The organism is Bifidobacterium callitrichos DSM 23973 (assembly GCF_000741175.1).
GTDB lineage: Bacteria > Actinomycetota > Actinomycetes > Actinomycetales > Bifidobacteriaceae > Bifidobacterium > Bifidobacterium callitrichos.
Genome location: NZ_JGYS01000001.1, coordinates 157154 through 173936, shown reverse-complemented (window position 1 = coordinate 173936; position 16783 = coordinate 157154). Strand labels below are relative to the sequence as shown.

Below are 16783 nucleotides of genomic sequence, written 5' to 3'. Positions count from 1 at the left end.
TCAGATCATCACCTCCTGTCTGCGGTTGGGGTCGCGTTTCGTGATGTACGTGCCGTAGAGGGCGAGCGTGCATGCGACCAGCGGACTCAAATCGACGTCGCTGCCGGTCTTGTTCCAGCCGAATGCGCCGGATTGGCCGATGGGGCGTGTGGTGGCGTTGCGTACGGCTGTGGCCATGGCGGGTTGTTGGTCGTCGGGCAGGTGCGTGAGCGTGTGGTCGCGCAGCATGTCGAGGAGTCGGCCGCAGGCGCGGCCCATGTCGCTGGCGTTCGTGACGATGACGCGCACGTGGCGGGTTTTGAGGTCGGTGAGCAGGCTCATGGCCGGCGACTGCGAGTCGATGACCACGCTCGCCGTGCGCGGCCAGTGTTCGGCGATGTAGTCCACGGCCCACATGGTGCCCGCGGACTGGGTGGCGCGGAATTCGCGCAGTTCGATGTGCGCGCTGCCGTCCGGGTGTTTGATGGCGCCGCCTATCGCGAGCGAGCTGCGGTCCGGTGGCATGTCGAGCGCGTAGCCGACCAGCCCCTCACGGTCCGGTTGGTCGATCGTGGCTGCGGCCCATTGGTCGGGGCTGATGGCGTATGCGCTGGTGGTCTCGTTCCAGATGCCGAGCGCCTCGCGGCGGAAACTGTCGGGTGCGAGGAGGTTGCGCATTCTCAGGATCGCGGTCTCCGACGTGCGTTTCGGGTAGCTGGGATTGGCTTTGGCCCATTGGTCGCGGTCGTCGGGGTCCGCGTCGGGGTCCGCGGACAGTTCCACGTACACCATGCCGTCGGTTCCGGCCAATGCGGTGCGGCGCTTCTCCTCGAACGCCTCGCACTGGTCGCCGGGCTTGGGCGGGTTGCCGAGAAACACCACCAATGGATTGGGTGAAACGTTGACGATGGGGATCATGTTGTCCAGGGCTCGCACGGTGAGGATCTGGGCCTCGTCGAAGATCTCCACGTCCACCGAGTGCAGTCCTCGGCCGAACCCGTTCTCGCGGGCGCCGAACATGATCCTCGAACCGTTGCGGAATACGATCTCCTGCTGGCCGTTCGCCCTGCGGATGCGCTCCACGTAGCGGGCCAGCAGACGGTTCTTCGCCAGATCGCACAGGTCCGCGAACGTCTCATCGCTGGTTCTCGTGTGGTGTGCGGTCCAGATGACCTTCAGTCCCTTGTGCAGGATCGCCTTGATGAACATGGCGGTGCCGACGGTGAACGTCTTGCCTATCTGCCGGCAGGAGCTCAGCACGGTGCCGCCATCGCCGCACGCGTATTTGCCGTCGGCGCGCTTGGCGAGCATCAGGTAGAGGAATCCCTGCTGCCAGAGGTCGTAGTGGATGCCGGCCTTGAGGGCGACGCGCTGGATTCGTGGGAAGTCGCTGCCGGCGATGCCGGTGGGGCGGATCAGATGCCGGGCGATCTCAGACAATCGACGCTCCGGCATCCTCGCTCACCTCCGTGGTTTCGTCGTCGAGGTCGTCGAGCAGCGGATCGCCGCCCGACATGGAGTCGAGCTCCCGGGCGATTGCGATCAGCTGACGGCTGATGGCGGGCAGGTCCTGCGGGCGCGTGTCCGGATCGTCCAGGGCCTTCCGGAGCACGTCGCGGTTGTGGCGCAGCACGTCCTCCATGCTGCCGTCCATCATCCGTTCGAACTCGCGTTTGTCGATGACCGGCGCTTTCTTGCGGGGTTTGGGTTTCGGGGCCGCCGGTTCTCCGTTCTTGCGGCGATGCTGGCATGCCTTGACCCGGCAGGAGTCGCAGCAGTATTTCGCCCGCACGCTCATGCTCTTCGGCAGGGGCTTGCCGCAGTTGGCGCACAGGCGTTGAGCCATTGGTATCAGCCCCTTTCCGGAAGGTTTAACGGTCAGCCCCTTAACGGTGTTAACGTTCGGGGAGATATCGGCACTGTGCCCGAGGTGGCCCTTGGCGGGTGGGCGGGGTCACTCCCCCTGGGTTTTCGCGTCGATTCGATCGTCGTTCACCATTCGCCGCTCGTGTTGAGCGGCAGGGAGGTGGGGCGGAAGTCCTTCGGCTGCTGGTGTTCGAGGAGCAGGAGGATGCGCCGTCTCGCCCATTCGGTCGAATGGTTGGATTTGATGCGGTTGCACCAGCGGTGCACGAGATGACAGTTGCCGCGACTGTATGGGTCGCCGCCTCGGCTCACCGGTATGTCCTCGTCTATCTCGGGAGACCCGGGCTGACCTGCGGGCAGGGTCTTGTCGACTGGCTGTCCGCATAGCCAGCATGTGGTTTCGCTGGCGAGGATGCGTTGGGTGAGCTGGCGTCTGCGTGAACCGTTGGCACGCCGGGGGTTGTTGGTTGCCATGGGATGATGCTCTAAGAATTTAGGGGGCCACGAGCCGAGATGTCCCAGTGGGAAAGGCGCCACATGCGGGGTGGGGGGGAAGGAGTGCCCGTGGCCCGGGTGCGTCATCCGGGAGTCGAACCCGGACGGGGTATGAACGCCGCCCCGCCATGTCCGGGGCGATGACGCCGGAAAAGACAACCCCCCGGGGGGGTGTTTTTCCCGGGTATGCGAAAGGCCTCCGGGATAATTCCCGAAGGCCTCACACGTATGACATGGTCATCATATCACATATCGCGGGCAGCCTACTGTCGCTTGGCTTTTCGTTCGGCGAGCCTGAGCAGGGAGCCGACGGGGATTCTCCAATAGCCGTCCTCCAGACGTTCGGCCTGCAGGCGTCCGCGTTTGATCCATGTGGTGACCGCATTGCGGTCCACACGGATCCCGGTCTGGTCGCGGATGAACTCCGCCGCGCCCTTCGGGGTGCGGGTGATGTATGTGGCGTCTAGCGCCTTGTGGGTCGCCTCGGACAGTTTTGCGAGGTCTATGGGCTGGCCGCATTCGCATATGGTGACGGTCTGCCAGCGTTCAGCCTCGATGTCTGCGCCGCAGGCCGGGCACACTCCGACGAACGGCCGCGCACCGTGGCGTTCGATCCTGCCCGCGATCCGTTTGTTGAGGAGGATGGATTTCGCATAGTTGCGGCCGGCTTCAAGGGTCTGGCAGGTGCGTCTGCCTTTGGCGATCATCATGCGCAGTTGATGTCTCCAGTCGACGCCGTAGCAGTCCGAGGTGCGTGCCATCTCGCTGATCTCCGCCGTCGCATGGTCGAACAGCTCCTGTCGGGACATGTCGATCAGGCTTGGTGAGCTGCTGATCGTCCGGGATCCGCCATGAGCGTCTATCCTGGTCTGACGCAGCGTCTGCCGGCGAAGCTCGTCCATGTTGCCCAGCAGCTCGTGCAGCTGGCGCGAGTAGTCTCGTCTGCAGTCACGGCATAGGCGGAATCCGTCGTTGATCACGGCGTCGCAATGCTGGCAATGCGCCATTCGATACTCCCCATCTCCTATCCGACCGGAACAGGCCATCCCCGACCCATAGGGTCTGGAAACGGCCTGATTCCAAAACTTCGGTAATTGTCTAGAACAGTTTCGGTTCGATGAACTCGGGTTTCAGCGCCGGGCGTGGTCGTCTGTCGCCGTGGATGATGATGGCCCGGGTCTCGTCGATGGTGATGCCGAGCCATTTGGCGATCTCGGTGACGCTGTACCCGTGGGCGTGGGCCTTGAGGACCTTGTCGCGTATCTGCTGTGAGACCATCGTCTATTCCAATCGGTCCGAGCCGTCGGCGTGGATCCAGTCGCAGGACATGGCGAGACCATGCGTGCCGCCACGAGTGATGCAGGTGACGCGGCGCGTGTCCGGCATGGTGATCGTGCATGCCTGGTAATCGGCGAGGGTGCTGGAGCATTCGCTTTTCACGACCGTTTTCGTGGAGGTGTCCACGGTCTCGGTGTCGCCGCATCCGGCGAGGATCCCGACTGCGATGATCAGCGCGCAGCCGATAAGGACGCGGAGTTTGCGGTGGACTATCGTATTGATCGTCATGATTGTTCCTTCCTGTATGGGTTGTCTGGACAGCAGTTGTCGCCGTCGTCGTCCCAGCCGCGATACCAGCCGGACGAATAGCCCGCTTGGTAGGCTTTCTCGGCTACTTGTCGATCGTGTTCGGCTATCCATCGGGCGAATGCGCTGGTGGGGTTGATCAAATTGGGGTCGGCGGTAAGCGAGTATGCTTCCTCAGCGCCCCGCGTGAAGAACCTCGATATATCGTCGGTGTCGGGAATCCAGTCGTTCATCGTTCCTCCTTTGCGATGGTGAGCGTGTCCATGAGACGCTGATACTGGTCCTCGTCGAGCACTCGCTGTGGCTTGAATTGCATACGGTTCATGCATTCGGCGCACACGCTGGATGCGATCTTCGACTGAGTGCCGTAGACGACGGTCACCTGCTGACAGAGCGCCCGAAGACAGTTCCGGCCGCAGATGTCGCATACGCCCATATCCTGCGTGATCATGCTATGATCCATGTCACCGTAAAAAGGATTGGTCTCACTCATGATTTCCTCTCATTCGTTGAGGTACAGGGTGCCGCTGTTGGCGGGGTCCGTCGTGCGTTCGAGGGTGATCGTGTACGTCGTGCCGGTCTCGTCCCATGAGGGGGTTTTGATCACGCGAGCGTTCCACCGGGCGAAAGCCTCGCCGTTCCGGCGTTCCACGACACGGAACACCGTGTCATAGGCCACGCTCTCGAACTCAAACTTCCTACTCATATGGATGCTTCTCCTTGTAATATTTCTTTCTGTCTTCCCACTTTTCCTCAGACTCTTCATCGCTTAACCCGAAGGGAATTACGGCACGTTTATCGATGTTCGCTTCTGATGGGGAGAAAATGAACAAGTCGTGATGAGATTCGATGCATTCATCCCAATAATTGTTTATGAGGCATATGGAACTCATGAGCATATCCATGGAGTAACCGCCGCCAGACGATACGCCTATTGCCTGCCATATGGCCTCACAGATTACAATCGCCTCACATAGATCGCGAATGCCGGTTATTTCCACATGCACACCATATGGATTATCGCCATCGCATTGGATGATTTTTGATCTATGGCAGCGAGAGGCTCGATGCTGTTCTGTTAGACTGCGTAGGAACAGGTCAAGAATCTTGGGGCCTTCCCCCTCACTGTGATAGTAATCACTACCTCCCCACCAATATTCATCGAAGTCACCTATATCGTTTATCGCTACCATAAACGAATCTCCGAGATTGGTGACTAGGTGATAATTCCCATCAAAAGGAATAATGCTAGGCTCAACAGTCATGTCGGGATATAGGCGTTGAATTTCTCGCCGCGACATCCGCCTTTTCGGGCCAAGGCAGCAGAAGTGCGTCCACCATTCATCGACTATGCCGGCAGAAGGGTTTCTTTCCACAATGCTGTCCGAGAGAACGCCATGATAGGATCCTCGGCATCGGCAGTGGCATTGCTTTGACTCGTCTCCGAGCGCGAGAAGACATTTCGGTGTGCAACGGCCTTCGCGCAGGACCGATTCAACAGGTTCAACGTTCATGCGTTTTCCTCTTTGAGGTCGAATTCCTTACATCCGGTCCGGTTCTCACCATCCCGTTCGACGATGCGGTGGAGCGCGAACGAGAGTCCGGCGACGAGACCTGCCGTGTAGTCGTCGTCAACCCCGTATTTCGACTCTCTGACGATCCGACCGTGAATGATCTGCTGCACGTCGCTCATTCCGTCTCCTCAGTTGCTTTGTTTCGTGCGGCGGTCAGGGTGACTCTTGCGGCGGCGAGGTAGTCCTCGACGCGGCTGCACCGCTTGTACTGGTCCCATTTCGGGTAGCTGGCGGGTCTCCATGCCTCGTAGAGAGCCCGGGCGGCTGCCTCGATCTCCGCGTCGGTGGGTTCCCTGTCCGCGCCCTGCATGTACGCCTCCTGCAAATCATCCGACGTGTAGACCTGCTGGAAATGCTTCTGGTCCCTCGGATAGCCGGGGAACACCAGATCGGGATACCGCTTCTCCGCTTCCTGTTCGACGATGCTCATGATTCCTCCTTCGTTGCGACATTGTGCGCGGCCCGCCACGCGGCAGTAACCGCCTCACGCGCGATACCCAGTTCGACGCTCTCACCATCAGCCGGGCGAATGCGTTCGGCATTCCGGCTGAGCAGCTTCCACGTGTTGACCGCCGTCTCCGCAGCGGCCATGATTTCGATGTCCGTCCACTCCCTGTCCGCGCCGTCAACGTAGCCGCTGCGCAGTGGCGTGGGGTCCATGCCGGGGATCGTGTCCGGGTATTTGAGTTCGGCCTCTCTGGTGATGATGCTCATTTCGTCTCCTTGTCCATGTACGGGTTCCTCAACGGCCTGTCGGCCTTGCCCTGCGCCCATTTGATGCCCTGATCACAGCCGACGAACCACGCGAGGGCCATGAGCCGACGGAACTCCGGCTCCAGCAGGTCGGCGAGCGCGGACATCTGCTGGATGGGGATCGTGAACGCGTCGTCGTTGGTTCCGGTGTCGAGTTTGCTGAGTGCGATGACGATCGCGTCTCTGGTGGCGGGTTGGGTGGTCATTGTGCTCCCTCCTCGTCGGCGAGCGCTGCGGTGAGTACTCGGTCGATGATGGTGTTGCGGATGGCGGTGTCGAGTTGGTAGGTGGTGTCGAGGGCTTCGCAGGCGCGTTCGAACTGGTCGATGGTGTATGGTGGTTTGCTCATTGGATGTTCTCGTTGATGTCGTTGGGGATGTATTCGACCTGGTAGGTTCTGTTGTGGTCGTCGTGTTGGTGGAGGGTGATGAGGCTTTGTCGCCGTCCTGTTGGAGGCCGTGTTGGAGGGGTTCGAGGAGGAGGCTTTCGGCGAGTGCGTTCATGTGTCGGTTGGCGAGGTCTTCGTAGTCGGTTTGCATGAGGGTCAGGAGATGGACGTGGATGGCGGTGGTGAGCGCGACCGTGGCGACGATGGCGGAGAATACGGCCTCGGTCGTGTTGTCGGCGGTGATGTGGTAGATCGTGAACCCGATCCAGAGAAGGGTGACCAATAACGCTACCCATTGGTGTTTGAGGAATTCGGTCATCGGTAGAGCTTTCGGTAGGTGAATGTGGTTCTGGGGTTGCCGTCACGGTCGCATAGGTGGTAGTGGCCTTGGTTGTCGAGGAGGATCCAGCCGTGGCGGGCGCTCCATACGGGGATGAGCGTGGGGTCCTGGTCCATGTGGACGAGCCAGCCGTTTTCGTAGGATCTGAGGGGGTGGTTGTGGACCCAGCCGTGGCAGCCGGTGGTGCCGGAGCCGCATAGGTGGATCAGGTTCGCGGGCTCGTGCAATCCCGGGAACGGGTGACTGCGCGGGATCCGGTGATGCAGGCTGTGGCCGCCCCAGATCTGGTCGAGTTCGTTGCCGCAGCGCACGCACTCGTAGTGGTCGCGCATCGCGGTGAGACGACGCGTCTGGTCGGTGGGATTGTCGCTCATGCGAGATGCTCCCGGATGAACCGCCGGTAGAACGCGACGTCCCCGTCGATGCAGTCCATGACGCGATGCGACTTGCCCTCACGATGCGCGTACGGATCCTCGCCCACGGCCGTGAGCGCGAGACGCAGCGCGGTCACGTCCAACGCGCGGTAGGACAGGAACTCGTCCATCCAGTCCATGACGGAACCGGTCTCGGCCTCGAGGAATCCGCGTAGGACCGGCAGGTCGAAATGCTGCACGTTCGACCCGGCCGGATGCAGCACGTACTCGCGGGCGAGACCGGCCACGAACTCCTCGAGATCCCGGGCGACGACATCCGGGCCCGTGACGTCCGGACTCGAGCACATGACCTCGCGCAGCAGCCCGTTGCCGGTATGCATCGCCAGCGTCCTCGCGTCGAAGTCGTACACGCTCAACTCCGAGGGGCGCACCAGCCACACGCCCTCGGACAGTTCCGAGCCCGCGTCCATGCTCGTGCAGCGCATCCCCACCTCGAGGACACCCGCGTCCGGGTCGAGACCCGTGGTCTCGATGTCCAGCCACAGGAGCGCGTCCTGCCTCGACGGCGTGATTTCAGGGGTTTGCTTGATGTTGTTGTTGTTCATGCGATCGCCTCCAGATCGTCCAGTTCGATTCCCGCGTCGGCCAGCTCCTGCGAGTCGCCCGACGCGATGAGATTCACGATGTCGACCGGGCTCATGCCCCGGTCCAGCAGACGGGCCACGCCCGGCACCAGATCCAACCGGGCCGCGCGCTCCGGAATCCGACGCGCTATCGGCCTCGACGACTCCAGCAGCTTGCGCGCCCTGCGCCGCAGCTCCACGTCCCCGTCCACCGGCTCCGAAATGCCGGAACCGATGCCGGCGAGCGCTGCGGTCGCGTTCGTCCCGTTGCCGCCGATGCCGAGTTCGGGGGCGCGCCGCAGCCAGTTGCGGAACGCGGCCGCGGGGTCCGCGGGCGGTTTGCCCTCGGCACGGCAGCGGTCGACGAACTTCTCGAGTTCCAGATCCGCGTCGAGCCCGTACCGGGCGGCGAGCGCGAGATGGGTCTCGTCGGGTGTGAGGGCGAGGAGCCTGTCGACACGTTGGTTGAACTCGGCTTCGGATCCCGCTCGTGGCTGTTCGGTTTTGCGCGCGCGTACTCTCTCTAAGGATTTAGTGGATTTAGTGGATTTAGTGGATTTAGTGGATTTAGTGGATTTAATATATTTGTCGGTACGCATACGTACACCCCTGCTACACCCCAGCTGCACCCCAGCTACACCCCTGCTGCACCCCTGGCCGTCGTCGGCCCACGCGCCGACGGAGGGTTCCGGGTCCGCGTCGGCCGCAGGCGCAGGGGTCGGCTCATCGTCGGCGGGATCCTCGATTTCCAGGGGTGTATGATATACACCCCTGTCCTCGCCGGTGGTCATGACGATGTCGTAGACCTTGGGACGCCGGTTGGCCGGCAGATACGCGACGAGCCGCTGGTCGCCGTAGCGCAGCACGCCGATCTCGACGAGGTGTTTGAACTTTTCGCGCACCGTCTTCTCGCAGATGGGCGCGCGGTAGAGCTCCATGGTGGTCTTCACGCTCTTGCCGTAGCCGCGGCCGTTCACGTCGACGTTGTCGGCGATGACATGAAGCAGTCGGAATTCGATCGGGTCGAGGTCGATCGGAGATTGATAGTTTACCCAGTTCGTTGCCTGCTGGCTCATGGCTCGTTCCTTTCGATGATCACTTCGGTGACGTGCGCCCGTTCCGGCACGCGTCTCAGCAGTTCGGTCAGCGCGTAGGCGCTGACGCCGGCGCCCACCGCGAGGGCGTCGCCCACGATCGTGTCGGTGATCCGCCTGCGCGGACCGTCACCGACCCGATACCACACATCGACCCTGGTGTCGGTCATTTCCGGCCTCCTGCCCACGCGATGAGGACTGCGAGCGCGAGGAGCACCATGCTGACGAAAAAACTCATCACTCCCCCTTGCCCGTGTAGGCGGCGATCAGCCGGTACATGCCCTCATGCTCGTGGTCCGGGGCGATCTCGACCCGATACTCGCCGCGCGTCCAGCCCTTGCGTGCGCCGCAGCGCAGCGCGCTCCTCTGGGAGAGCGCGGTCTTGTACGGCAGGTTGTCCTGAACGCTCATGGGACGATCAGGACGCGTCCTGAGCCGTTCGGCGATCGACCCCCAGCGGGCGTTCGGGTTGAACCCGTCAAGATGGATGATGTCGTCCGGCCAATCCGCCAGGAACCCGTCATCCTCCGGCCTGTCTGCCGGGATCTCGCGCCACAGGTGGTCGAGCATCGTCGACGCGTCCGCGTCGCCGTGCGCCGGTTGCGCCTGTTTGAGGGCCTGAGCGGCCTGCGTGTACGCCTCGTCCAGCGACAGTCGCGGCAACTGCTCGATGAGCCGTTCGGCCGCGGAGTTCAGGTCCTCGTCATACTGCTTCGCCTTGGCCCGGCGCACGCTGCGCCGCTCCGACTCGGACAGATCATTCCAGGGCACGCCGCACAGGTCACGCAGCTCCCCCGCACTCAATCTCGCCATGATCGCTTTCCCTCCGCCTAGAATTCCGGATCGTCAGTGCCGGCGTCCGGCTTGAAATCACTGCCCGTGCCATCGTTGGCCCACGGATCATGCTCATCCTTCGGGTTCGCGTCCGCGAACGGATCCGACGGCACGGACTTCACAGGCTGGGCCGGTTGAGCGGGCTGCGCCGGCTGGGCCGTCCCGTAGGTCACGCCACCCGAATAACCGCCCTGCTGCCGCCCTTGGAAGCCATGCGACGACTGCTGACGCGCCACGGCCGCGGTCGCATACCTCAGACTCGGACCGATCTCATCGACCGTCATATCGATCACGACCCGTTTCGACCCGTCCTGCGCCTCGTACGAACGCTGCTGCAGACGACCCTGCGCGATCACGCGCATGCCCTTCGACAGGCTCCGAGCGCAATGATCCGCCAGATCACGCCACGCGCTGCAACGCATGAACAACGCCTGACCGTCCTCGAACTGGCCCGTCTGCCGGTTCAGCACACGAGGCGTCGCCGCGATCGTGAAACTCGCCACGCTCGTCCCATGCGACGTCGTCCTCACCTCCGGATCCGCAGTCAGATTCCCGATGATCGTCAACACGGTCTCACCCGCCATGCCTATTCCTCCATTCCCTTGATCCACGACAGCATCGCCTCCTCGGTCACGTGACGGCGACCGGGGTCGCCGTGCTTGTTCGGCGGCCGGAACGTGTCCAGATCCCCCTTCAGCGCGGCCAAACGGACACCCTGATAGTCGAGACTGAACACCTGCGCGGCCTGCGGCAACGTCCACGCCTTCCGGGCCCACAACGGCACCGGATTCGCATCGATCCGCACGCCCTCCTCGGTCAACGGCATCACTCCACCTCCTCTGGGAGTCATCGGAAACCGGCAGCAGCCGGATCGTGGACGGCCGTGGAATCGCACCACGGTCCCGGCCGTTGCCGCGTACATGACACCGCGATCTTGGCCGGGGGCTGCTCGCACCGCCCGAAGGAACCGTCAGAAGTGAAATCGACAAGACAACGGACCGACGGTCCCCTAGTATGGTTTGGTTGACTTTTCAGTTATCTGGGATTTGTACGGTCTCCTTTACCGCCGCCCGCCGGAGGGGAAGGAAATGAAAGCGACCGACAGGCAAGACTTCAATCACGCGGCAGATGCCGCGCGACCCATTTGGCCGCATGTGGCAGCAGCAGCAACGTCGCCGACCCCGCATACGCGACCAGAGCGATCAAGTTCGATACAGGATGCAGCACGCCCATATGCGTCAGCAGCCACCACAGCGACACCACGCACACCACGCCCAACACCAGATTCGCCGCCACCCAACGGACCGCGGGATACCGATCCACCAGCCGACGAGGCCGCACCGGATGCTCATAGCCACTGCAATGACGGCCATACGTGAACACGTTCATGACGCCTTCCCCCTCTCGATACGACCGAGCGCCTCGGTGAGACGGCTCTTGTTGCGGATCAGGGCGGTCTTGTTCAGACCGGTGATGACCACGGCCTCGTCCGCGGTGTCGAAACGCAGCGAATACCGGCCATCGCCCTCGGGCATGACAACCAACGGCTCAGCCCCGTAGCGGATGCTGGTGACCTGCTTCATCACTCCATCTCCTTCGAGTCGGCGAGCGCTGTGATGGCTGGATGGAATTGTGGGGGCAGGAGTTCGGATGGGGGTTCTCCGATGGCTTCGGCGAGGGCGAGGATGTCGTCGAGGTCGAAGCCTCGGTAGCCTTTGATCTTGCTGTTGAGGCTGCTGTAGGGCATGCCGGATTTCTCCGACACGGCTCGCTTGGTCATGCCCTTAGATCGGATCAAAGTCTCGATCCGATGGCCGACCCATGCATTAAGATTGCTCATGTGAGCAACGATATAACCAATTTCAACCACAGTCAATGTGGGCGTGTCTCATTTGAGCAATCAGATCCCATTTCATGAATTGCAATTGCATCATTCGGGATGTAAAGTACTCGCATGAGCAACACGCAAGACGAACGCAGCCACCGATTCTCACAGCTAATTGGACTTGAGCTCAAAGCCAGCTTCGCTCGCCACGAGACGTCGCAGGCCGAGGTAGCCGAAAAGCTTGGACATTCGAAATCCGGCTACTCCCGTTGGTTGAATGCGAAGCCGTCGATGCCGATGGAGGCCATGATCAACACCTGCGAGCTCATCGGAGTCGATCCGCGTAATATCTTCGACGCCGCGTACAGAAGACTCATCGAGGAAATGGGTCCCGCCAACGCCGGCGAGCGCATTGTGTCGTTGGATGACATCGCGGCCGATGAGCAGTCCGCCATCGAGGAGACGTTGCGCGCCTATCGTGACAATCCCGTGGATCTCGCGGCGTCGCACAGCAGCCACAAGCATGAACCTGACCCTGAACCGGGCGCGTGATGATCGCGCCGATCCCGGTGGACACGCATCTGAATTACGGGCCGATGCGTATGCGACTGTACGGCGCCGCGCCCAAGTTGAAGGTCATGAGCGCCCTGCTGCCGGATGATCTCGAAGGCCTGTACCGGTTCTCTACAGACGTGATCCTCATTGACCGGACCATGACTTACACGCGCAAGCGGTGCACTCTGGTGCACGAGCTTGTCCACAGGGCGTATGGGGACATGGGGCACTGCCGGGAGCTGCGTTGCAGGATCCAGACGGCACGCCGGCTCATCGACGAGCGAGACTACGCCAGGGCCGAGTTCATGTACGATGGCGATCCATGGCTGATGGCCGACGAATTGAACGTCACCGTGGATGTGATCAACGATTACAGGATTTGGCTGCACGATCGTGCAGTATGAAGGAAAGGAACAGCTAATGGAATTTGCGGAGAGCCTGAACCAGGTCGCAGCGAAGATCCGCGATCTGAAGGACGGGATCGAAACCGAAGAGGCCACCAAGACGGCGTTCATCATGCCTTTCATCGGTCAGGTACTCGGCTACGACGTGTTCAATCCGACTGAGGTCGTTCCCGAATTCACCGCCGACGTCGGCATCAAGAAAGGCGAGAAGGTCGATTACGCCCTCGTCCGCGACGGACAGGTGCAGATCCTCATCGAGTGCAAGAAAATCGGCGCGCAGCTCAGTCTTGAAAACGCCAGTCAGCTGTATAGGTATTTTGCCGCCACGAATGCCCGCATCGGGATTCTGACCAATGGTCAGATCTGGAATTTCTACATGGACATCGACGAGCCGAACAAAATGGACTCGAAGCCTTTCCTCGTGCTCGATCTTCTCGATATCGACCCCACCGTCCTTCCCGCTTTGGAGAAGCTCACCAAGCCTGCGTTCGATCTTGACTCCATCGCCAGCAGTGCCGAGGAGCTCAAGTACGTCGGAGCGCTCAAGCGAGCCGTCGGCGACGAGTTCAGGGAGCCATCCGACGAGTTTGTGAAGTTGCTTGCCGGCCATATCTACGAGGGCGCTTTCTATGCCTCCGTGATGGACAAGTTCCGCCCATTGGCGGCAAAGGCGCTGAAACAGTTCCTTTCCGATCAGGTCAATGACAGGCTGAAGACCGCTCTCGGTGCGGATGACATCAAAATGGCGTCCGCGCCGGAAGCCGAGTCCGATCAGGCCGAGGACATCCCCGTCGATGATGCCGAGCCGAACGACGACGGCATCGTGACCACCGAGGAGGAGATCGCCGCATACCGCATTATCAAGGCCATCGCATGCCGTGATGTGGACCCGGCCCGGATCACCATGCGAGACGCGAAAAGCTACTGCTCGATCTTCCTGGATGACAACAATCGCAAGCCCATCGCCCGTCTTTTCTTCAACACGAAGCAGAAGTACATCGGAGTCTTCGACGATAATCGGAACTGTGAACGCAAGCCGATCGACGATCTGAACGGCATCTACCAATTCGCCGACGACATCCGGGCGGAAGTACAGCGGCTGCTGCGTCCATAATGCGGGCCTCATGGACGCGTCTGTCGCGGTAGGAGGCATCGAATGTCCCCTACCGCGACAGCGACTCCTTCATTTTCGGATTAATTAGTCGGACTGCTCGACCGACAGCGCGTCCCAGACGCGCATTAGTCGATGCGAGTCGGCAGCACCACACCCTCAGGCATAGTCAATACCACTTGACTTGATAAGTAAATACATATAGACTATAACTATGAAGCGCAAGGAACTGGAAGGACGAATCCACAGGCTCGCAAAGGACAACGGTCTCGAGGACATCTGGACCGAGGGCGGCAACCACAGCAAGGTAACCGTCGGCAAGGCCCAGACCACGGTGCCGAGACATGGCGAGGTCAACGAGCTCACCGCCAGGGGAATCCTGAGATACATCGAAAGGAATATGAAATGAGCGAAGCAGCGAACGCCACTGCCGTCTGCACGCGCAGCGACGGCTGGTGGGCTATCGAGGTCCCAGAAATCCCCGGCCTGTTCAGCCAAGCGAGGCGCCTCGATCAGGTGGAGGCCATGGTGCGCGATGCCGCCGGCATGCTCGGCGTGACGGTCGGATCCGTGACCATCGACCCCCGGCTGGACGAGGACACGCAACGGATGGTGGATGACCTGTTTGCAAAACGCGCGGCCGCACGAAAGGCGCAAGATGAGGCATCGAGACTCGCCCGTTCCACCGTCGCAGCACTCCGCGGCGAGGGACTGACCGTCCGCGACGTGGCCACGGTCACCGGCGTAAGCCCTCAGCGAGTCAGCGCGCTGCAGGACGCATGATCAACACATCACGATGCATCATGCTCGGAACTTCACATCGCTATGATCATCGAACGCCGTGCAGGTGATCGGTGATCATAGAATATGTTGCATGACCATATGGTCCAAGAAGGGAAAGAGGAAGAAATGAGCATGGTCCCACCCGCGCAACCGTTACCACCGCAATCCGGACGTAGACGATCCCACGGCAAGCCGAAGGCGAAGAGGCATATCGTACGCAGCATCCTGATCTATCTCGTCGTGTTCTGCGTGGGTTGCGCGATCGGCACCGCCTCCATCGGTGTTGCATTATCAATCGATCCGACCATCACGCCCCAGTACAGTACCATCCAAATGCAACTCGACGTGGAGAAGCAGAAGAGCAGGACACTTCAGACACAACTCGATACCGAAAAGCAGAAGAGCAAGGATCTGCAGAAGCAAGTGGATGATCTGAAGCAAGTCCAATCAGACAGTACGCAGTCATCTGACGACAGCGCATCGAAGCCCAAGCAATCGGCCGAGGCTGATTACGGCAAGGCCGTGCAGGTCTGCGATAACGCTGCCAAGCAGCAGCTGTTCCCGAACATGGCGTACGACTCCGACCCCATCCTCGGCAAGCAGGCATGGCAGCAGGGACTTGACGCCGGCCAGTGGCTGGCACGATACAACGTGAAGGTAGGTGCCGGCAAGGAGAAGGCCGCGGTCAACTGCCTCGTAAACATCACCACCGATCCGTATACGGTCGTCACCGTCAGCAAGGGCAACTGGGCTTAGACCAGAAGACCTTTGTCATACAGATCATGCCCCCGAATCCCAATGGATCCGGGGGCATCGCTTATTCGGCTGCGGCGAGGTCGGGTATGGCCCGACCGATGACTCTGCCCAACGCCTGCGGGCTCCAGTGCGTGTATCGGGCGGTGGTGGACAGGTCGGCGTGGCCCATGATGAGCATGCGTTCGTCGTCGCTGGCTCCGGCCTCGGCGATCTCGGTGGACAGCCAGTGTCTGGCCGAGTAGATGGTGATGTCCGTGGGCAGGCCCGCGTCGGCGAGCGCGCGTTTCCATCGCAGGATCTCGTTGTCGCGGCGTATCGGTCGGCCGAATCCGTTGGCGAATATGAGCTGGTGGGGGCCGATGCCCCATGCGGCGATGTGGTCCCAGAGCCGGTTCCAGAGTTGTTCGCTGACGGGGATGAACCGGTTGCCGGATTGGCTCTTGGGTGTGGTGAGCCATGCTCGGCCGGTGAGGTGGGTGGCGTCGAGCCAGTCGGGGATCCTTGCCTTGGGTCCGTCGAGATAGAGTTGGATCTGCTGGCAGACGTAGATGCCGGGCGTGTCTCGGCGTCGTTCGAGCTGGTACGGCATGAGCGCGTAGCGTTCGCCGGGTCGCATGCCGGTGGAGAACGCGAGTTCGAACATGAGGCCCCACATTTCGCGTTCCTCGGGGGTGTCGTCGTATCGGCTGGGGTGTTTCACGGGTTCGCCGGCCGATTCGATGAGTCGTCGCGGTTCGTCGTCGGCGAGGATGGCCCGCGTGGGCTTGCGGAGTTTCGGTGCCTGGACGCGGCGCATGGGGTTGGCGGCGATGAGGTCCTCGCGTTCGGCGGCGTCGAGCATGGAGGACAGGACGCACAGGTAGCATCTGATGCTGCTTGGCTTGCGGGTGCGTGAGAGCGTGCGGATCATCGTCTGGATGTGCTCGGGTCTCAGCTCGGTCAGGCGCAGTCCGCCGATGTGCTGGCAGATGAGCGATGTCCAGCTGCGTTCGTTGGCCCATGTGTTGGGTTTGACGTCGGCGCGGTGCTGGTCGAGCCACCGTTCGGCGTAGTCCCTGAGATAGGGGCCTTTGGCGGTGCGGATGACGCCGGTGCGCTCGTATTCCTCGACCTTGGCGTCGAATCTGGCTCTCGCCTCGCTTTTGACCTTGCCGGTCGCCTCGATGGTCCTGCGTGCCCCCGTGGCGGGGTCGGGGTCAAGCTGCCGACGGAAGTGCCATAGTCCTCTTGCGTCCTTGAAGATGCTGCCTGCGCCGCGTGTCCTGCGTGTCGTTCTGGTCATGCGTGCCTCCCGATATCGTCTCTTGGGAGTGCACCTTACAGTTCACCTTAAGTGGGTGTAAAACGCCGCAGAACGACGCAGAACTTGCATAAAACAGGCCACGGCCCAATCCACCGCCAATCGTTGGAATATCAGGGAAAGCCCATGTTTTCAACGGTTCTAC

General features: G+C 61.4%; 33 protein-coding genes. 7 read left to right on the top strand and 26 right to left on the bottom strand.

Annotation, left to right across the window (positions count from 1 at the left end; genetic code table 11):
- The 15 genes from BCAL_RS00870 to BCAL_RS12995 all read right to left on the bottom strand — a co-directional run bounded on the left by BCAL_RS00870 (position 1) and on the right by BCAL_RS12995 (position 6600).
- On the bottom strand, positions 1-1419 hold the full coding sequence (locus BCAL_RS00870; RefSeq protein ID WP_043167425.1) for a terminase: 1419 nt from the start codon (positions 1417-1419) through the stop codon (positions 1-3).
- Positions 1412-1825, bottom strand: a complete 414-nt coding sequence (locus tag BCAL_RS00865; RefSeq protein WP_043167427.1) for a hypothetical protein — start codon at positions 1823-1825, stop codon at positions 1412-1414. Before BCAL_RS00865 ends, BCAL_RS00870 begins: the two co-directional genes overlap by 8 nt.
- Positions 1826-1971: 146 nt before the next feature.
- Complete coding sequence (locus BCAL_RS00860; RefSeq protein WP_043167429.1) at positions 1972-2319, bottom strand: HNH endonuclease; 348 nt, start codon at positions 2317-2319, stop codon at positions 1972-1974.
- A gap of 284 nt (positions 2320-2603) precedes the next feature.
- Positions 2604-3347 (bottom strand): MerR family transcriptional regulator, encoded by a 744-nt coding sequence (locus tag BCAL_RS00855; protein ID WP_043167432.1) that lies wholly within the window; start codon positions 3345-3347, stop codon positions 2604-2606.
- Between the two features lie 91 nt (positions 3348-3438).
- The gene (locus tag BCAL_RS00850; RefSeq protein ID WP_043167434.1) at positions 3439-3618 is read right to left on the bottom strand and encodes a hypothetical protein; all 180 of its coding nucleotides are present in this window, start codon (positions 3616-3618) and stop codon (positions 3439-3441) included.
- Between the two features lie 3 nt (positions 3619-3621).
- On the bottom strand, positions 3622-3906 hold the full coding sequence (locus BCAL_RS00845; protein WP_052119310.1) for a hypothetical protein: 285 nt from the start codon (positions 3904-3906) through the stop codon (positions 3622-3624).
- Positions 3903-4157 carry a hypothetical protein gene (locus BCAL_RS00840; protein ID WP_043167436.1) on the bottom strand — a complete coding sequence of 85 codons (255 nt, stop codon included), beginning with the start codon at positions 4155-4157 and terminating at the stop codon, positions 3903-3905. The genes BCAL_RS00845 and BCAL_RS00840 overlap by 4 nt, the downstream gene beginning before the upstream one ends.
- Positions 4154-4375 (bottom strand): hypothetical protein, encoded by a 222-nt coding sequence (locus tag BCAL_RS00835; protein WP_043167438.1) that lies wholly within the window; start codon positions 4373-4375, stop codon positions 4154-4156. Before BCAL_RS00835 ends, BCAL_RS00840 begins: the two co-directional genes overlap by 4 nt.
- 51 nt (positions 4376-4426) lie before the next feature.
- Positions 4427-4630, bottom strand: a complete 204-nt coding sequence (locus BCAL_RS00830; protein ID WP_043167440.1) for a hypothetical protein — start codon at positions 4628-4630, stop codon at positions 4427-4429.
- Positions 4623-5438, bottom strand: coding sequence for a hypothetical protein (locus BCAL_RS13000; protein ID WP_152600423.1), 816 nt, complete (start codon positions 5436-5438; stop codon positions 4623-4625). The genes BCAL_RS00830 and BCAL_RS13000 overlap by 8 nt, the downstream gene beginning before the upstream one ends.
- Positions 5435-5617, bottom strand: a complete 183-nt coding sequence (locus BCAL_RS00820) for a hypothetical protein (RefSeq protein WP_043167445.1) — start codon at positions 5615-5617, stop codon at positions 5435-5437. The genes BCAL_RS13000 and BCAL_RS00820 overlap by 4 nt, the downstream gene beginning before the upstream one ends.
- Positions 5614-5928 (bottom strand): hypothetical protein, encoded by a 315-nt coding sequence (locus tag BCAL_RS12010; protein ID WP_052119311.1) that lies wholly within the window; start codon positions 5926-5928, stop codon positions 5614-5616. Before BCAL_RS12010 ends, BCAL_RS00820 begins: the two co-directional genes overlap by 4 nt.
- Complete coding sequence (locus tag BCAL_RS00810; protein WP_043167447.1) at positions 5925-6212, bottom strand: hypothetical protein; 288 nt, start codon at positions 6210-6212, stop codon at positions 5925-5927. The genes BCAL_RS12010 and BCAL_RS00810 overlap by 4 nt, the downstream gene beginning before the upstream one ends.
- On the bottom strand, positions 6209-6457 hold the full coding sequence (locus BCAL_RS00805) for a hypothetical protein (protein ID WP_043167449.1): 249 nt from the start codon (positions 6455-6457) through the stop codon (positions 6209-6211). The genes BCAL_RS00810 and BCAL_RS00805 overlap by 4 nt, the downstream gene beginning before the upstream one ends.
- Complete coding sequence (locus BCAL_RS12995; RefSeq protein ID WP_156101944.1) at positions 6454-6600, bottom strand: hypothetical protein; 147 nt, start codon at positions 6598-6600, stop codon at positions 6454-6456. The genes BCAL_RS00805 and BCAL_RS12995 overlap by 4 nt, the downstream gene beginning before the upstream one ends.
- Before the next feature lie 112 nt (positions 6601-6712).
- Between BCAL_RS12995 and BCAL_RS00800 the strand changes: the two genes are divergently transcribed.
- Positions 6713-6925 (top strand): hypothetical protein, encoded by a 213-nt coding sequence (locus tag BCAL_RS00800; protein ID WP_156101943.1) that lies wholly within the window; start codon positions 6713-6715, stop codon positions 6923-6925.
- Positions 6926-6954: 29 nt separating this feature from the next.
- Here BCAL_RS00800 and BCAL_RS00795 read toward each other — a convergent pair whose 3' ends face one another.
- The 10 genes from BCAL_RS00795 to BCAL_RS00750 form a co-directional block, all read right to left on the bottom strand.
- Positions 6955-7353 carry an HNH endonuclease gene (locus tag BCAL_RS00795; RefSeq protein ID WP_043167453.1) on the bottom strand — a complete coding sequence of 133 codons (399 nt, stop codon included), beginning with the start codon at positions 7351-7353 and terminating at the stop codon, positions 6955-6957.
- Positions 7350-7958: a 3'-5' exonuclease family protein gene (locus BCAL_RS00790; protein ID WP_052119312.1), complete on the bottom strand. Its 609-nt coding sequence runs from the start codon at positions 7956-7958 to the stop codon at positions 7350-7352. Before BCAL_RS00790 ends, BCAL_RS00795 begins: the two co-directional genes overlap by 4 nt.
- Positions 7955-9052, bottom strand: a complete 1098-nt coding sequence (locus BCAL_RS12005; RefSeq protein ID WP_052401175.1) for a hypothetical protein — start codon at positions 9050-9052, stop codon at positions 7955-7957. The genes BCAL_RS00790 and BCAL_RS12005 overlap by 4 nt, the downstream gene beginning before the upstream one ends.
- Entirely contained in the window at positions 9049-9240 is a 192-nt protein-coding gene (locus tag BCAL_RS00780) for a hypothetical protein (protein ID WP_043167832.1), read from the bottom strand. Before BCAL_RS00780 ends, BCAL_RS12005 begins: the two co-directional genes overlap by 4 nt.
- 67 nt (positions 9241-9307) lie before the next feature.
- The gene (locus BCAL_RS00775; RefSeq protein ID WP_043167830.1) at positions 9308-9883 is read right to left on the bottom strand and encodes a hypothetical protein; all 576 of its coding nucleotides are present in this window, start codon (positions 9881-9883) and stop codon (positions 9308-9310) included.
- Positions 9884-9900: 17 nt separating this feature from the next.
- On the bottom strand, positions 9901-10488 hold the full coding sequence (locus tag BCAL_RS00770) for a single-stranded DNA-binding protein (protein ID WP_043167828.1): 588 nt from the start codon (positions 10486-10488) through the stop codon (positions 9901-9903).
- 2 nt (positions 10489-10490) lie between these two features.
- The gene (locus BCAL_RS00765) at positions 10491-10730 is read right to left on the bottom strand and encodes a hypothetical protein (RefSeq protein ID WP_043167825.1); all 240 of its coding nucleotides are present in this window, start codon (positions 10728-10730) and stop codon (positions 10491-10493) included.
- A 287-nt stretch (positions 10731-11017) separates the two neighbouring features.
- Positions 11018-11293, bottom strand: coding sequence for a hypothetical protein (locus tag BCAL_RS00760; protein WP_043167822.1), 276 nt, complete (start codon positions 11291-11293; stop codon positions 11018-11020).
- Positions 11290-11487 (bottom strand): hypothetical protein, encoded by a 198-nt coding sequence (locus BCAL_RS00755; protein ID WP_052119352.1) that lies wholly within the window; start codon positions 11485-11487, stop codon positions 11290-11292. The genes BCAL_RS00760 and BCAL_RS00755 overlap by 4 nt, the downstream gene beginning before the upstream one ends.
- Positions 11487-11744 (bottom strand): helix-turn-helix domain-containing protein, encoded by a 258-nt coding sequence (locus tag BCAL_RS00750; RefSeq protein WP_043167838.1) that lies wholly within the window; start codon positions 11742-11744, stop codon positions 11487-11489. The genes BCAL_RS00755 and BCAL_RS00750 overlap by 1 nt, the downstream gene beginning before the upstream one ends.
- A 114-nt stretch (positions 11745-11858) precedes the next feature.
- Here BCAL_RS00750 and BCAL_RS12990 point away from each other — a divergent pair, with 114 nt between their 5' ends.
- The 6 genes from BCAL_RS12990 (at position 11859) to BCAL_RS00720 (ending at position 15338) form a co-directional block, all read left to right on the top strand.
- Positions 11859-12281 carry a helix-turn-helix domain-containing protein gene (locus BCAL_RS12990; RefSeq protein ID WP_152600449.1) on the top strand — a complete coding sequence of 141 codons (423 nt, stop codon included), beginning with the start codon at positions 11859-11861 and terminating at the stop codon, positions 12279-12281.
- On the top strand, positions 12281-12688 hold the full coding sequence (locus tag BCAL_RS00740; RefSeq protein ID WP_193350953.1) for an ImmA/IrrE family metallo-endopeptidase: 408 nt from the start codon (positions 12281-12283) through the stop codon (positions 12686-12688). Before BCAL_RS12990 ends, BCAL_RS00740 begins: the two co-directional genes overlap by 1 nt.
- 16 nt (positions 12689-12704) lie before the next feature.
- Complete coding sequence (locus BCAL_RS00735; RefSeq protein ID WP_043167820.1) at positions 12705-13802, top strand: type I restriction enzyme HsdR N-terminal domain-containing protein; 1098 nt, start codon at positions 12705-12707, stop codon at positions 13800-13802.
- A 211-nt stretch (positions 13803-14013) separates the two neighbouring features.
- Complete coding sequence (locus BCAL_RS00730; protein ID WP_043167819.1) at positions 14014-14208, top strand: hypothetical protein; 195 nt, start codon at positions 14014-14016, stop codon at positions 14206-14208.
- Complete coding sequence (locus BCAL_RS00725; RefSeq protein ID WP_043167818.1) at positions 14205-14582, top strand: type II toxin-antitoxin system HicB family antitoxin; 378 nt, start codon at positions 14205-14207, stop codon at positions 14580-14582. Before BCAL_RS00730 ends, BCAL_RS00725 begins: the two co-directional genes overlap by 4 nt.
- 126 nt (positions 14583-14708) lie before the next feature.
- Positions 14709-15338 carry a hypothetical protein gene (locus BCAL_RS00720; protein ID WP_152600448.1) on the top strand — a complete coding sequence of 210 codons (630 nt, stop codon included), beginning with the start codon at positions 14709-14711 and terminating at the stop codon, positions 15336-15338.
- A gap of 61 nt (positions 15339-15399) precedes the next feature.
- On the opposite strand, the gene BCAL_RS00715 is transcribed toward BCAL_RS00720, so the two are convergent.
- On the bottom strand, positions 15400-16620 hold the full coding sequence (locus BCAL_RS00715) for a tyrosine-type recombinase/integrase (protein ID WP_043167816.1): 1221 nt from the start codon (positions 16618-16620) through the stop codon (positions 15400-15402).
- Between the last annotated feature and the right edge of the window lie 163 nt (positions 16621-16783).

What these genes read in the sequence shown, in the direction of transcription:
- BCAL_RS00865 (WP_043167427.1), bottom strand. Translation starts at nt 1,825, where the DNA reads ATGGCTCAACGCCTGTGCGCCAACTGCGGCAAGCCCCTGCCGAAGAGC.
- BCAL_RS00860 (WP_043167429.1), bottom strand. Translation starts at nt 2,319, where the DNA reads ATGGCAACCAACAACCCCCGGCGTGCCAACGGTTCACGCAGACGCCAG.
- BCAL_RS00855 (WP_043167432.1), bottom strand. Translation starts at nt 3,347, where the DNA reads ATGGCGCATTGCCAGCATTGCGACGCCGTGATCAACGACGGATTCCGC.
- BCAL_RS00850 (WP_043167434.1), bottom strand. Translation starts at nt 3,618, where the DNA reads ATGGTCTCACAGCAGATACGCGACAAGGTCCTCAAGGCCCACGCCCAC.
- BCAL_RS00845 (WP_052119310.1), bottom strand. Translation starts at nt 3,906, where the DNA reads ATGACGATCAATACGATAGTCCACCGCAAACTCCGCGTCCTTATCGGC.
- BCAL_RS00840 (WP_043167436.1), bottom strand. Translation starts at nt 4,157, where the DNA reads ATGAACGACTGGATTCCCGACACCGACGATATATCGAGGTTCTTCACG.
- BCAL_RS00835 (WP_043167438.1), bottom strand. Translation starts at nt 4,375, where the DNA reads ATGATCACGCAGGATATGGGCGTATGCGACATCTGCGGCCGGAACTGT.
- BCAL_RS00830 (WP_043167440.1), bottom strand. Translation starts at nt 4,630, where the DNA reads ATGAGTAGGAAGTTTGAGTTCGAGAGCGTGGCCTATGACACGGTGTTC.
- BCAL_RS13000 (WP_152600423.1), bottom strand. Translation starts at nt 5,438, where the DNA reads ATGAACGTTGAACCTGTTGAATCGGTCCTGCGCGAAGGCCGTTGCACA.
- BCAL_RS00820 (WP_043167445.1), bottom strand. Translation starts at nt 5,617, where the DNA reads ATGAGCGACGTGCAGCAGATCATTCACGGTCGGATCGTCAGAGAGTCG.
- BCAL_RS12010 (WP_052119311.1), bottom strand. Translation starts at nt 5,928, where the DNA reads ATGAGCATCGTCGAACAGGAAGCGGAGAAGCGGTATCCCGATCTGGTG.
- BCAL_RS00810 (WP_043167447.1), bottom strand. Translation starts at nt 6,212, where the DNA reads ATGAGCATCATCACCAGAGAGGCCGAACTCAAATACCCGGACACGATC.
- BCAL_RS00805 (WP_043167449.1), bottom strand. Translation starts at nt 6,457, where the DNA reads ATGACCACCCAACCCGCCACCAGAGACGCGATCGTCATCGCACTCAGC.
- BCAL_RS12995 (WP_156101944.1), bottom strand. Translation starts at nt 6,600, where the DNA reads ATGAGCAAACCACCATACACCATCGACCAGTTCGAACGCGCCTGCGAA.
- BCAL_RS00795 (WP_043167453.1), bottom strand. Translation starts at nt 7,353, where the DNA reads ATGAGCGACAATCCCACCGACCAGACGCGTCGTCTCACCGCGATGCGC.
- BCAL_RS00790 (WP_052119312.1), bottom strand. Translation starts at nt 7,958, where the DNA reads ATGAACAACAACAACATCAAGCAAACCCCTGAAATCACGCCGTCGAGG.
- BCAL_RS12005 (WP_052401175.1), bottom strand. Translation starts at nt 9,052, where the DNA reads ATGAGCCAGCAGGCAACGAACTGGGTAAACTATCAATCTCCGATCGAC.
- BCAL_RS00780 (WP_043167832.1), bottom strand. Translation starts at nt 9,240, where the DNA reads ATGACCGACACCAGGGTCGATGTGTGGTATCGGGTCGGTGACGGTCCG.
- BCAL_RS00775 (WP_043167830.1), bottom strand. Translation starts at nt 9,883, where the DNA reads ATGGCGAGATTGAGTGCGGGGGAGCTGCGTGACCTGTGCGGCGTGCCC.
- BCAL_RS00770 (WP_043167828.1), bottom strand. Translation starts at nt 10,488, where the DNA reads ATGGCGGGTGAGACCGTGTTGACGATCATCGGGAATCTGACTGCGGAT.
- BCAL_RS00765 (WP_043167825.1), bottom strand. Translation starts at nt 10,730, where the DNA reads ATGCCGTTGACCGAGGAGGGCGTGCGGATCGATGCGAATCCGGTGCCG.
- BCAL_RS00760 (WP_043167822.1), bottom strand. Translation starts at nt 11,293, where the DNA reads ATGAACGTGTTCACGTATGGCCGTCATTGCAGTGGCTATGAGCATCCG.
- BCAL_RS00755 (WP_052119352.1), bottom strand. Translation starts at nt 11,487, where the DNA reads ATGAAGCAGGTCACCAGCATCCGCTACGGGGCTGAGCCGTTGGTTGTC.
- BCAL_RS00750 (WP_043167838.1), bottom strand. Translation starts at nt 11,744, where the DNA reads ATGAGCAATCTTAATGCATGGGTCGGCCATCGGATCGAGACTTTGATC.
- BCAL_RS12990 (WP_152600449.1), top strand. Translation starts at nt 11,859, where the DNA reads ATGAGCAACACGCAAGACGAACGCAGCCACCGATTCTCACAGCTAATT.
- BCAL_RS00740 (WP_193350953.1), top strand. Translation starts at nt 12,281, where the DNA reads ATGATCGCGCCGATCCCGGTGGACACGCATCTGAATTACGGGCCGATG.
- BCAL_RS00735 (WP_043167820.1), top strand. Translation starts at nt 12,705, where the DNA reads ATGGAATTTGCGGAGAGCCTGAACCAGGTCGCAGCGAAGATCCGCGAT.
- BCAL_RS00730 (WP_043167819.1), top strand. Translation starts at nt 14,014, where the DNA reads ATGAAGCGCAAGGAACTGGAAGGACGAATCCACAGGCTCGCAAAGGAC.
- BCAL_RS00725 (WP_043167818.1), top strand. Translation starts at nt 14,205, where the DNA reads ATGAGCGAAGCAGCGAACGCCACTGCCGTCTGCACGCGCAGCGACGGC.
- BCAL_RS00720 (WP_152600448.1), top strand. Translation starts at nt 14,709, where the DNA reads ATGAGCATGGTCCCACCCGCGCAACCGTTACCACCGCAATCCGGACGT.
- BCAL_RS00715 (WP_043167816.1), bottom strand. Translation starts at nt 16,620, where the DNA reads ATGACCAGAACGACACGCAGGACACGCGGCGCAGGCAGCATCTTCAAG.